The following is a 12,267-nucleotide window of genomic DNA, read 5'->3' as shown; positions in this document are numbered from 1 at the left end:
TCGGTTGTCCCTCAGTGCAGCGGCCGCGCGTCGTGAATGCGCCCGCTCAGCTCGTCCATCACCACCTGGCCTAAAAAGCTCAGGCACGGGGCCGACTTCAGCGGCCCGGCGGCCAGCAGGTCGTCCAGCAGGGCGCAGGCAATCTCCTGCCCGCGCCGGCGGCCGTGCTGGTGCAGATAGAACCCCTCCAGCTCGGTCTCGATGGCGTGCTCAAGGCGCGCCAGCGTCAGGCCGGGGTAGCGCTGCTGCTCGCGGCACAGGGTGAGCCAGGCGCAGGCGACCGCGCGGCGGCTCAGCGCGGCGCGGAGGTCGGGGGAAAGCGTGCGGATTTTCATGATGTCACTCCGTTGTTCATCAGGCTGTCGTGGCAGCGGGCTACCACGCCGTCGAGCTGTTCGGTGATGAGGAAGACCAGCGAGGCCAGCTGCGCGCGCTGCGCGGGCGGCGGCGCTTCGTGGCAGTCCTGAAGCCGGGTCATGTCGGACACGAAGCGCCCGGCGTTGCGCAGGTGCTCCAGGCGCATCAGGTCGTTGTCGGAAATCGTAATGGGGCTCATGCGCTCACCTCCGTCACCGGCAGGCGGCAGGCAAAAGACAGCACGTAGTCGCGGGCAAGCAGCCGGCGCGCGGCGTGCTCGTCTGCGGCGGTGGCACGAAGCATCAGCACGCGGCTGTGACGCTCACAGCGGCGCACGGCGGCGAAAACGAAGACAAACTGAGGGTGCGGGGAATGAAAGACGGTAGCCATAAGGGCAGTCTCCACTGAGTAGCGGTTAACGCCACCACCGGAAACGCCAATTTCACTGGTGGTAGCCCGAACGGGGTTGGCGTAACCGGCCTCAATGGATACCGGCGCTTCGTGAGAAGCCCCCGCCCGGGCCACCATTACTCGACAGGCACAGCGTAAACACAACCGCCGCCCGAAAAATGGGTGCACTGAGGCTAAGACACAAAAAAAGACGCAAGGCGCGTCTGGTGTCGCCATTGAGTTGCTCAGGACGCCAATCCCGGCTGCCGATTTTGCGGCAGCGGAATTACTGTACCAGGGAAAGCCCCCGGCGCGCAAGCCGGGAGTGAGGGAAGCGAGCGACATACGCACCTCAGCAGTTCGTGAGGGTGATGCCGGCGCGGGAAGGAGACTGCGGGTCTGCTGGGGCCGTGCTGCGCTCAATGCTGAAGGCGATGCCCGTGCCGCGAAAGCGCTGCGGCTGGCCCGGCATATCCACCTCAGCGGCAATGGCCAGCGCCAGCTGCTTTGCGTCCTCCACGGACAGGTCGTGCGACGTGCCGCCAATGTTCAGCCGGATCATGCTGCACGCTCCTGACCGCGCGCGGCGATGCGTTCGTTCATCCAGGCGCTGACCTCACTTGCCATCCACGCCACGTTCTTGCCGCCGAGCGACACCTGCGCCGGGAAGGCGCTGCGGCTGATGAGGTCGTAAATGGTCGAGCGGGACAGGCCGCAGACGTGAATAACCTCCGGCAGGCGCATAAAGCGCTCCTGAACCGGGGCAATGGCCGGCATAACGGGGGCCGCCGGGGCGGATGAGTGCGCGGATAAAGCCGTGTGCATAAGCTACCTCTTTCTGAGTCCATTAAGTGCCGCACGGTTACGTGCAGCGTCGGGTAGCGCTTTATTTTCAGCATATTTACGGCCAGCGCAACAGGGCGGCCGCGTGCTGTGGCTGACACAATCTGCCTGAATTTCGCACAGTGTTAACCACTCTTAACGAGTAGTAACGGGTAGTACCAGATAGTGCCGGGCCCGGCTTTTCATATAGCCTCAGACTCTCAAAAATAATTTATTAATAGCAATAAACATTAATCATTCCGGGTCGCCGGAATCAGGCTGGTGAAGAATGGTGAACAGCGGGTGAACAATCATTATCTGATTCTTCACCACTTAATTTACTGTATTTACTCTCTTTTTCTTTCAAGTGAAGGATGGTGAAGGATTTATATAAAACTGAAATCGGATAACAGGCTTTCGTGAGACCTTTTCCTGGCTCGCCAGAAGGAAAGCTTTTGTCTGGTCCGTCACACAACGCCGTCAGGTAGCAGCGCCTGTGCCAGCCCCGGCACAATTGACTTACAAAAACCGACCTGACAGGAACCCGTTATGACCGATATCACCGCCTTTCCCGCCAGCACGCAGGCCGCGCTGGAAAAAGTCAGCACCGCAAAGGCCGCATGGCTTGATGCACGCAGTAAGCAGGAGGCCGCCGCCTCACAGGGGAACACCATCCGTCAGCGCCGCGCCGAAACCGAGACGAACGCGGCCGCACAGAACGACGAATGGCGGCGGCTGTTCCGCGAGAGCGGCGGCGTGATGACGCCGGAGATGAAGAAGCTGCGCGCGGAGGTGGCGCTGGACCGCGAGGCGCTGGAGGAGTTCGACGCCCTGCTGGCGCTGCACGCGCAGGAAAATGAGCGCCTGCCGTGGGAGACGGCCGACCTCGCCAGAGACTACATCAGCGCCCACAATGACCTGGTGAACCTTCGCGCCATGCAGCTCTGGCAGGCGTTTATGGAGGCGCACGGCCGGCAGCTGATTCAGACGCTGAGCCTGCTAAAAATCACGCTGGGGCGCCAGGCCAGCGACGGAACCGGCACGGTGCACGCCGTTAACGATCCGGAAACGGTGCTGAAAAATTTTATCACGCGCCACATCACCGACCCGGCGCTGATGCGCGACGCCCTGCCGGAGGAAGACGCCGTATTTAAGCTGGCGGGTATCTTCCCGGCGCGCGGGGCGCACGAAGACTTCAGAAAAAGCCCCTCGCCCGCAGCGCGTCACAGAATGCTGGTCCGCCGCGAAATGGTGCAGAAGGAGCAGGCACAATGACCGTTGCAACCACACCCGCACAGGCGCTGGACCAGTTTCGCGCCGCCCGCAGCCGGTGGCAGGCGCACCTGACCGCGCGTCAGGACGCGGAAACGGCGCTCAGCGCCCTGCTGTCGGCCGGTGAAAAGCAGGCTGATTACAGTGAACGGGTGCCGGCGCTGCGCGAGCGCATCGCGGTGCTGGACTGGCAGATTAACTGCGCCGCCCGAGAGGGCGTATATGCGCAGCGGATTGTGCTGGAAGCCTGCACGGAGGACGCGCTCAGCGCCTTTATGCGCGAGCACGGCCCGGCGCTGACTTCGGCGCTGGCCCCGTTCCTAAACGGCCCCGGCGGGCTGGAGGTAGCCGCCCGGCTGCTGCGCAGCGCCGTGGCCCGTGAGGTGCAGCGTGCGCGCCCGGCGGTGGCAGCGGCTTATCAGGACGCGCTGGCCGAAACGGGCCTCTATCCGGAAGCCGGGATGATGCGCGACTGTGAGGGCAGCTACACGCCGGCACAACACCAGCGCTTTACGCAGCGCCTCAGCCGGCTGCCGCAGGAGGACGCGTAATGGCCCTGAAATGCCCGGAGTGCGGCACCACCGCACACACACGCACCAGCGCCTACGAGTCTGCGACCGTCAAGCGCACCTGGTATCAGTGCCAGAAACTCGACTGCTCCTGCACGTTCACCGCCCTGGAGAGCGTCGAGAAAATCATCGTGAAGCCGCAGAAGCCTGCCGGGCCGGAACCCAAAACGGAAGCGCTGAGCGCGGCGCGCCAGCCGCAGACGCTGGGCCGCTACGGTTCTGCCAGTAAACTGTCCAGCCGGCAGCAGTCACCTGCCTGAAGCCGTCCGATCCTTCCCTGAGCCGGCCACTGCGCCGGTTTTTTCACGCCTCTTTTTCCTGGCTGGCCTCTCTGCTCTTGAGTGCATGTCTATGCTGCATGAAAACGCATGAGTTTTTGCACCTCGCTTATGTCCGCTCAGGCCATGCCGGGTGCGGCTCGGCACCATTCATGCAGGTGCATGAAAACCACTGCATAAAGCGGGCAGGCGTGGCGGGGGTACGAGCGCGCGCCATGACTTTGCATCAAGGAACTATGCTAATCTCATTAGATGAACGTTATATTCAGGTGAAACTTTTTCTAGCAATAAATGCACCACTCTTTCAACAACCCTTTCAAATGCACCATCCATTAAAAATTCATCACCAGGACTTACTAAAGCTATGTTCAAGGCAGGTATTACTGGATTAGATGATAATAAGTTAAAAGCCTCCCCATGATAATGATTGACTTGCGACTGTTCATCAGGAGCGATTATAGTTAGCCCTAAAAAAGAACTTTCACCATTTCTTTTATGTAACCCATGCATGTATTTCAATGTTAATTCAGGCAAATAATGAGCAAAAGCCTTTTTAGGAGTTGTGTATTTTGCATCCAAGACATAATGAACAACATCATTATCTTTCCTGGCTTTGATAACGTAATCAGGGGAACGATGTGAAAACTTGTTATGATGCCCCCTTTCACGCAAAGCATCATTATAGTAACTCCAAGCTTCTGTATTAACCAAATCCTCTGAGACCGCATTTTTATTTAGAGGCATCCAATACTTAGGCTCATATTGTAGAGAAAGCTCACATCCGTCAATATGATAAGAAAAACTCAGCTCTCCCCCATTACCCTCTAATAAAGGTTGCACTTTCAAAACATTATCCAACTGTTCCTTTAGATAAAACAAACAATAATACTCAAATAACTTAGGTATACTTTTAATTGACAAAAGTTCATCTTGCTTACTCCAATCTGGACTCCCAAACCGATACCAACTTATTACCTTATTAAAAATAGCAAGATAAGCTCGATTGTATTTAGCCTTCATTGTTAAAGAAGGAACTCCTACCACCTTCCTTTTGACTGGTATTGTTTTTTTTATTTTATTTTGGATTAAATTCAATAAGAATAAAACTTCATTGCACTTGATTATTTTGCGTTCATTTATCCTGCGTTGGAATACCTTGACCTGATTGTAAAAGCTGACATAACCCTCATTTACAATCCTGACTTCCTTGTATGATGAATCGGTATCATAACCTGCTAACAAGCTTGAAACAGCAATTTTAAGCGTGTGTACAAAACCATGAATAACTTGGTTTTCATATATGTCGGTGTCATCTATTAGAACATTCTCCCTAATTTTAGCACTGCCATAATAACTATCATCAAAATGAATAATTGCACCTAACTCATCATCAACCTCGAACAATTCTTCGGTATTGTCACAGAGCCATGCCAAAGTTCTGTCATCTATGTTTGAGCTAGATGTTGGCGTTATTATTTTATAAGTTGAAATTAGTTTGGTTACTGGTTCTACGATTACATCATCGACTAACTTATTTAGTAAGTTGGCGTTATGCTCAATCCATTCTAAAAAAATATCTGCAGGCGTATCACCACTTTGATACCCAGCATTCCTTCTCGTAACTCTAAAAAAAGCGCACAACGCATCGCTATTATGCTTAGACAGAAACGACAACATATTTTCTACACGACTAGCATTTATTTTTTTCGCCAAAACGTCTAAACGCTCAAAACTCACGTATTTATTTTCACTGTCATTAGACAAAACAACAGTCAACTCAGCCATCCCAAAGAAATTATGAAAAAAACTTTCATAAAAGCTTCCTTTATATCGCTTAGGAATCCATGAGTAGACCCATTCACATAAAACCGAATCATATTCACACTGTGTATAATCCATCTCATTCTCGTGCAAATATAACGTAACACGCGAATAATCTTTTTTACTCCTTAATTTTACAATCACAGCTTCATCTTCGAGAAGATAAGGTGCAGGGTTTTGAGCATCATCTATAAATTGGAGCACAAACGTGCTCCCTTTCCGTGCCCCATTTAATATATAAAATTCAAGCATCAGCCCACCATTTAGAAGAATGAGTAAGAATCGCCAAAAATATCCCCTTGATTTATTATATTGTTCAGAGATGCTTTTGAAATAGTGAAATCATATTCACTCAACTTTTGTTCCAAGTCTATTAATCTTTCTTTGAAGGCACTTCCATACCCCTCTATTAAAGGAAGGATGTGTTGACTAACTGCATAATCAAGTGGTGGTGTATGCATACCCTCAAGTTCATTAGCTATAGAACAATACCTTTTCATAGCATTAATTTTTCGCTGACTTACTCTGATGGACGTTGTCCTTTTTATTGGCGCAGCAAGTGTCTCAATAATATTATTTAGAATATTCTGCTCATCTTGGGTAAAGGATGCATCAGTAGATGAAATGTTAAAACTCTCATCAATTTTTAAAAAGTCTACAGCTCCATCATAATCATTATGCTGCTGTACATTACCTTTAAAACTGAAATTATGATCCATTGTTATCACTGGCACCCTATCAATTAAACGAGGGGACAATCTTTCTGTAGTTGAATCATTATTAATAGTTGCAATAAATCTGACATTTGCACCCACATTTAAATAGCGATCATCGATATTAGGTATTCCTGTCTCCAACACCCTATTTACACCTTCAGGGTCACACATCCCCAAAAAGTCTGACCAATAGTGCTCAATACTAGATAAGTTAGCTTCATCTAATAAAATGAGCTTCATGAATTCATTATTTTTATCGTTTCTTAAAAATTCAAACAAGCCTGTCCTGGCTGGTTGATATGAATCTTTGAGTGAGTTGTAAAAACCAAGGATATCTCTACCTGAAACCCAAGCTCTTCCAACAGCTATATTTAAGAAGTTTGTTCCATTAAACTTAAAATCATCTTCAGTTAGATTTAAATGTCTTGCAAAACGGATTGCTGTTGATGTTTTCCCAGTACCTGGAGGCCCAGCTAAAATAGTCATTAGTGATTGTGAAGTACAGATTACAAGATTAGCCATCTCGTCAAATGAGAAAGTTCTGCCCCCATCAGCGTCAAAACATTCGATCAAATAATTTATATAGTCTGCTCTACTATCTTTCTCTAGAGAAATGTTTGACTTTTTAATTTTATTTGTAATTATATGTGGTGTCTCACTTTTCTTTTTATCACCACGTAAAATCGTTGTAAGTGTACTGATTTCAGCCAACTTATCAGGTAATTGTGGTGATTCAAGCATTGCTTTTTGAGTAATAAAAGCATTTTCAATAACACGATTCTCTGTTTCCATTTCCTGCTTACGACGCTTTAAATAATCCAGCTCTTTATGCAGGGAATTAAATTCGTTGATGGCCTCGTGTTTAGACAAAAATGAGTCGATAACCTTTTTATTATCATTGATGCTTTTTTCTAATTTAAGATTATCTTCAGTAAGTTCTCGTTGCTTTTCGAGAAGAGCTTGGTGTGCATCCTCATCCGATTGTCTTCTTATCTCTTCTATCCTTTCTTTAGCTTTTTTCTTCTCAAGCTCAATTTTGATATTTTCGTTGGCAAGCTCCTCTCTTTTTTGATGAACTTGCTTTTCTATCTCTTTTAGCTCTGAATTCAATTCATTCTTTTTATCTGCAAAGTTCTTTTCCAACTCTGCATTTTTTTCTTTTAGTAAGAACTCTCGATTTTTTTCGAAGTAGCTGTTGAGATACAAGCTCCCTTCTCTATTGTCAGTCAAATATTCGTTTATAATTTCATTGCCATAATCACTTTCATCCAAGAAATTAGATAGCAAATTCTTTAATCGTTCAAGCCTTTCGTTATTACTTATAGCTTTGTTTTTCTTAACATATTCCTCGATTCCCTGCGAGAGGCGCTGAGCCTCGCTTTTACCTAGTAATGAATTTTTATTTTTCCCGAAGTTGTTTTTTGTAAAGTATGATATCAACCTTACATCAGATATATAATCTATCTGATCATAGCTTACAGTTGAAATATCCTTAAGATTTTTAATAAATATTTTCTCTGATCCCTTAACTTTTACCCTTGCGATAAGGTTCTTTTCAGACATTTCTAAAAAAGGGATTTTAGCTATATAATCTGTATTAAGCTGTAAGGGAGAGGGTGTTGTTAATGGGGAAAGAAGCCAATTATCCTCCTGCTTTGTAGCTTTAAAAGGACCATATACATATTCTTTATCACTCGTAAAAAAATAATTACTCGGAAAATCAAACGCGTAATCAACAAAACCAGTAGCAATATCAGGAAGATTAATATTTAAAATAGGAACAAATAAATGTCGTTCTAAACGCTCGCTTTTGCTACCTACGGTATAGTGTTTTTGAAGTCTTGAATTTCTTTTCCAGTCTTCATCGTCGCTTTCAAAATACTCATTAAGAACAAATATTTCATCGCTATTAAATGATTGATTTATATTGATAAAATTCTTGGAGACAAATATAGCTCCATTTGGAAATTCTGCGGGTTGTATGTCAGTGAGGCTTCCATCTAAATTATAATGAGATAAGGGTATCACTAGTCCCATATCAGGATTTGCAGAATGATTCTCATCCTTTACAACAAGCAAACGATCGTCCATCTCTATCTCCAATTAACACCCTCCGGTAGCAGAGGAATCTTAAAATGAGATAACTTAGCAGGATTTTTTAATAAATCATTCCTTTTTTTTACAAAAAAAAACAAAAATCAGATTATAAATAAATAAAATCAATATGTTATATCGCCTTACCTAACCTAGCATACTCAAAAGGCGTTAATTTTTCTTTTCGATTTTGATCAAGAAAATCGGCCCACCATTGCACCATCAAACGACGCTCATCTAAATGCTCAGAGGTGTGTATGTAGGCCGCACGCACATTGTTACGTTCAGAATGGCTCAACTGGCGTTCTATGGCATCTTCGCTCCATAACCCTGACTCACCCAACGCACCACGTGCCATCGTCCTGAATCCATGACCGCAGACTTCAGTTTTCGTGTCATACCCCATTTTACGCAAGGCACTGTTAATCGTGTTCTCGCTCATGACTTTAGTTGCATCGTGATCCCCAGGAAACAGCAGCTCCTTATCACCATTAATCTGCTTAAGTCTCTCTAGCAAAACCATAGCCTGCCGACTAAGAGGAACGATATGCTCCTCTTTCATCTTCATGCCACGGTATGAGTAACGTACGCCTTTAATTTCTTCCCGCTTTGCCGGTATGCGCCATAGGGCTTTCTCGAAGTCAAACTCATCCCAGCGCGCAAACCGTAACTCACTTGAACGAACAAAGGTCAGCAACGATAGCTCAACCGCAATCTGTGTCATTACACGGCCACGGTATGCTGCAAGACGAGCAAGGAATTCAGGGAAACGGCGGGAAGGTAATGCCGGGTAATGTCGCGATTTGGTTGTTGATAACGCGCCAGCCATATCAATGGCCGGGTTTGAGTCAATATAATCGTTCTGTACAGCATAACGCATGATGGCCGTAACGCGCTGCTGAAGACGCTGCGCAACATCATGCTTACCCGAGGCATCAACTTTTTTAATCGGGCCTAACAAATGACTGGTTTTGAGCTGGCGAATATCAGACGAACCGATATGAGGGAAGATATAAAGCTCAAGATAGCGAAGAACGCGCAATCTATGGTCTTCACTCCAGCGCTTGTTACTTGCATGCCATTCACGAGCGATGGTTTCGAAAGCATATGCCCCCGAATTCTCGGCCTGAGCTTCTTTCTGTTCGGCTTTAGGGTCAATGCCCTGCACTAACAGCTTCTTGGCTTCATCACGCTTTGCTCTAGCATGTGCAAGCGTCACCGTAGGCCAAACACCAAAAGCGAGGCGATCCTCTTTTTTGTCAGAGGGTCGTCTGTATTTCATACGCCAGTATTTAGAACCCTTGGCCGAAACCTCGAGATACAAACCGCCACCATCTGCCATTTTATAGGTTTTATCTTTTGGCTTTGCGGTCTCTACCTGTCTGGCGTTGAGCTTCATTTGGGGGCACATTTCTAATCGAAGATAAGATGCCCCCAATTATGCCCCCAATAGCATCCGGATTTCAACGGAACACCTCGGAAGGCTCAGGACGAAAAATGGCCATGGCAATTGATTTTAAAAGGGAAACTGGACTTTCTCGGAAGGCTTTGGAAGAGAGCTTGGTGCCGAAGGCCGGACTCGAACCGGCACGTATTTCTACGGTTGATTTTGAATCAACTGCGTCTACCGATTTCGCCACTTCGGCACTGAAGAGGATGCGGAAAACGTGGGCGATTATACCGTTACGCGCTTGCGGCGCAACCGGAATCGATGGGGATGTGCGCTAAGCGTCGAAAAAAGCAGCGCTGCCAAAATCGCTGCGCAAAACCCCGGCAATCGCCTCCGGAACACTCCCAAACTCGCGCGCGGCGGCCACTTCTCCGGAACTTTCTGCCACCACATGCCTCTTAACCACAACTGACGCAGTCAGACGTATAAGCACAACGAGGTTGAGATGAAAAAAGCAACACAACGGTTAGTTTGGGGATTGGGTATCGCGGCGGCACTGGTGGCCGGTAGCGCATCGGCGGCGAGCTGGCAGGATCAGCTGAGCAGCGCCGCATCGCAGCTGTCGCAGCAGAACAGCGGCAACACCGCCACCAGCAACACGCAGAACGGCGGGCTGTCGCTCTCTTCGCTTAGCGGCCTGCTGAACGGCGGCGATAAAGCGGTGAGCGCCAACAGCATGACTAACGCCGCCGGCGTGATGGAATATTGCGTGCAGCACAACGTGGTGGATAACAACGTGAAATCGGTGAAGGATCAGGTGCTGAGCAAGCTGGGCCTGAGCAGCACCACCGCGCAGCAGCAGAAAACCGATTACCAGCAAGGGCTGCAGGGCCTGCTGAACACCGGCAACGGTCAGCAGCTGAATCTGCAAAGCCTGAGCAACTCGCCAATGGGTGAGAAGCTGAAAACCAAAGCCTGCGATGTGGTGCTGAAGCAGGGCAAAAAATACATCGGCATGTGATTCCTTCGCGCGGGTTCAGAGGCCGCCTTCCTGCCGTCCGAATCGCCGCTCACCTTATGCCAGCCGGCGCGGGCTGTCCCCCGCGCCCTCTTCTCTCGCCACGCTGCCGCTATACCGCCAGCAACGTCCGCGTCGCATCCGCCACCCGCGCCAGCAGCGCCCGCGCCTGCTCAAACGACTGAATATTGGTGTAGCCAATCACCAGGCCATAGCGCTTTTGCGTCTGCGCGTACCAGCCCGACAGCGGCCGCACGTATAGCGCCTGCTGCGCCCACAGCGTCGCCAGCGCCACGTCCTGCGTGCCGCGCCGCAGAAACGCCACGATGTGCATACCGCCGTCGGTCAGTTCAAAGGTAAACAGCCCCGGAAAACAGGCTTCGATGGCCTCCAGCATCATGCGGCGACGCTGCTGATACAGGATGCGCATCTTCTTGATGTGGCGATAAAAATGCCCTTCGCTGAGGAACTGCGCGAGGATTTTCTGCGGCAGCAGCGGCAGGCCGGTTTCCAGAATCTCGCCCAGCTCGCCGAACTGCGCCAGCGTGTGCTGCGGCATCACCAGATAGCCGATGCGCATCGCCGGCATCATGGTTTTGCTGAAGGTGCCGGTGTAAATCACCCGGTCATGCACATCCAGGCTTTTCAGCGCCGGAATCACCTTACGCGTGTAGTGAAATTCGCCGTCGTAATCATCCTCAATAATCCAGCTGTCATGCTGCTGCGCCCACGCCAGCAGCTGATGCTTGCGCGGCAGCGACAGGCTGACCGCCAGCGGGCTCTGGTGCGTTGGCGTCACCACCGCAAAGCGCGCGTCGGCGTGATAGCGCAGCAGATAATCCACGTCCACGCCCTGCCCGTCCACCGGCACATAGTGCAGGTTGGGTGCGATGCGCTTCAGCAGCTGCTGGCCAAAGAAGTAGCCGGGATCTTCGAACAGCACTTTGTCTCCCGGCTGCGCCAGCACCGCCAGAATCAGTCGCAGGTTGGCACGGTAGCCGCTGGTGATGAAGATCTGCTCCGGCTGGCAATTGAGGCCGCGCGAAATGTTCAGGTAGCTGGCGATGGCCGCCCGCAGCGGCGCATATCCCATCACCGGCGGTATCATCATCTCGTCCGGCCGCAGGCTGCGCGCCGCTTTCGCCGATAGCAGCCGCCACTTTTTGTGCGGAAACTCGTCCAGCGCCGGGATGCCGAGCCGCAGCTCGCCTTTGCTCTCGGTCACCGGCAGCAGCGCGGGCGTCGTCGCCGGTGCGCGCGGTGGCGTAGTTGCGCTCGCCAGCTTCAGCTGCGGATTGACGCGCGTGCCCTTCGCGCCCTGGCTGACAAAATAGCCTTCGCCGATGAGGATTTCATAGGCGGCCTCCACCGTTTTGCGCGCCACCTTCAGCTCGCCCGCCAGCACGCGGATCGCCGGTACACGATCGCCCGGCCGGAGCTGTCCGGCAAGAATCTGCTGCCGAAAGCGCTGGTAAATCTCTTTGTAACCCACGCGTCACTCCTTTCTCAGCCACTGCGCTATGTCCTACCTTTTTTCACG

13 protein-coding genes and 1 tRNA gene are annotated in these 12,267 nt (G+C 50.3%); 4 read left to right on the top strand and 10 right to left on the bottom strand.

What is annotated here, in order from left to right:
* Nucleotides 1-11 precede the first annotated feature (11 nt).
* The 5 genes from C1N84_RS02905 to C1N84_RS02885 are packed head-to-tail and all read right to left on the bottom strand — an operon-like array spanning nucleotide 12 to nucleotide 1,572.
* On the bottom strand, nucleotides 12-335 hold the full coding sequence (locus C1N84_RS02905; RefSeq protein WP_394541725.1) for a DUF5375 domain-containing protein: 324 nt from the start codon (nucleotides 333-335) through the stop codon (nucleotides 12-14).
* Nucleotides 332-556 carry a hypothetical protein gene (locus tag C1N84_RS02900; RefSeq protein ID WP_394541724.1) on the bottom strand — a complete coding sequence of 75 codons (225 nt, stop codon included), beginning with the start codon at nucleotides 554-556 and terminating at the stop codon, nucleotides 332-334. Before C1N84_RS02900 ends, C1N84_RS02905 begins: the two co-directional genes overlap by 4 nt.
* Nucleotides 553-1,092, bottom strand: a complete 540-nt coding sequence (locus C1N84_RS02895; RefSeq protein WP_394541723.1) for a host cell division inhibitor Icd-like protein — start codon at nucleotides 1,090-1,092, stop codon at nucleotides 553-555. Before C1N84_RS02895 ends, C1N84_RS02900 begins: the two co-directional genes overlap by 4 nt.
* Before the next feature lie 7 nt (nucleotides 1,093-1,099).
* A complete protein-coding gene (locus tag C1N84_RS02890; RefSeq protein ID WP_058781897.1) occupies nucleotides 1,100-1,309 on the bottom strand; it encodes a hypothetical protein in 210 nt (69 codons plus the stop codon).
* Nucleotides 1,306-1,572: a helix-turn-helix transcriptional regulator gene (locus C1N84_RS02885; protein WP_088516838.1), complete on the bottom strand. Its 267-nt coding sequence runs from the start codon at nucleotides 1,570-1,572 to the stop codon at nucleotides 1,306-1,308. Before C1N84_RS02885 ends, C1N84_RS02890 begins: the two co-directional genes overlap by 4 nt.
* A gap of 546 nt (nucleotides 1,573-2,118) precedes the next feature.
* Between C1N84_RS02885 and C1N84_RS02880 the strand changes: the two genes are divergently transcribed.
* From C1N84_RS02880 to C1N84_RS02870, 3 genes are read left to right on the top strand one after another with little or no spacing between them, the layout of a single operon-like run.
* Nucleotides 2,119-2,844: a phage polarity suppression protein gene (locus tag C1N84_RS02880; RefSeq protein ID WP_394541722.1), complete on the top strand. Its 726-nt coding sequence runs from the start codon at nucleotides 2,119-2,121 to the stop codon at nucleotides 2,842-2,844.
* A complete protein-coding gene (locus C1N84_RS02875) occupies nucleotides 2,841-3,392 on the top strand; it encodes a phage polarity suppression protein (protein ID WP_394541721.1) in 552 nt (183 codons plus the stop codon). Before C1N84_RS02880 ends, C1N84_RS02875 begins: the two co-directional genes overlap by 4 nt.
* Nucleotides 3,392-3,670, top strand: a complete 279-nt coding sequence (locus tag C1N84_RS02870) for an ogr/Delta-like zinc finger family protein (protein WP_394541720.1) — start codon at nucleotides 3,392-3,394, stop codon at nucleotides 3,668-3,670. The genes C1N84_RS02875 and C1N84_RS02870 overlap by 1 nt, the downstream gene beginning before the upstream one ends.
* A gap of 252 nt (nucleotides 3,671-3,922) precedes the next feature.
* Here C1N84_RS02870 and C1N84_RS02865 read toward each other — a convergent pair whose 3' ends face one another.
* From C1N84_RS02865 to C1N84_RS02850, 4 genes are all read right to left on the bottom strand, one after another.
* The gene (locus C1N84_RS02865; RefSeq protein WP_394541719.1) at nucleotides 3,923-5,713 is read right to left on the bottom strand and encodes a DUF2357 domain-containing protein; all 1,791 of its coding nucleotides are present in this window, start codon (nucleotides 5,711-5,713) and stop codon (nucleotides 3,923-3,925) included.
* A 59-nt stretch (nucleotides 5,714-5,772) separates the two neighbouring features.
* On the bottom strand, nucleotides 5,773-8,316 hold the full coding sequence (locus C1N84_RS02860) for an AAA family ATPase (protein WP_394541718.1): 2,544 nt from the start codon (nucleotides 8,314-8,316) through the stop codon (nucleotides 5,773-5,775).
* Between the two features lie 136 nt (nucleotides 8,317-8,452).
* Nucleotides 8,453-9,718, bottom strand: a complete 1,266-nt coding sequence (locus tag C1N84_RS02855; RefSeq protein WP_394541717.1) for a tyrosine-type recombinase/integrase — start codon at nucleotides 9,716-9,718, stop codon at nucleotides 8,453-8,455.
* 162 nt (nucleotides 9,719-9,880) lie between these two features.
* A tRNA-Leu gene (locus C1N84_RS02850) sits at nucleotides 9,881-9,965 on the bottom strand.
* Nucleotides 9,966-10,214: 249 nt separating this feature from the next.
* Here C1N84_RS02850 and C1N84_RS02845 point away from each other — a divergent pair.
* A complete protein-coding gene (locus C1N84_RS02845; RefSeq protein WP_264441972.1) occupies nucleotides 10,215-10,730 on the top strand; it encodes a DUF2501 domain-containing protein in 516 nt (171 codons plus the stop codon).
* 109 nt (nucleotides 10,731-10,839) lie between these two features.
* On the opposite strand, the gene C1N84_RS02840 is transcribed toward C1N84_RS02845, so the two are convergent.
* Nucleotides 10,840-12,219 carry a MocR-like pyridoxine biosynthesis transcription factor PdxR gene (locus tag C1N84_RS02840; RefSeq protein WP_264441971.1) on the bottom strand — a complete coding sequence of 460 codons (1,380 nt, stop codon included), beginning with the start codon at nucleotides 12,217-12,219 and terminating at the stop codon, nucleotides 10,840-10,842.
* Nucleotides 12,220-12,267: the final 48 nt, after the last annotated feature.

Source organism: Pantoea sp. SGAir0418, assembly GCF_043529865.1.
Note: the sequence above shows the minus strand (reverse complement) of the source record. Positions and strands in the feature narration are given on the sequence as shown.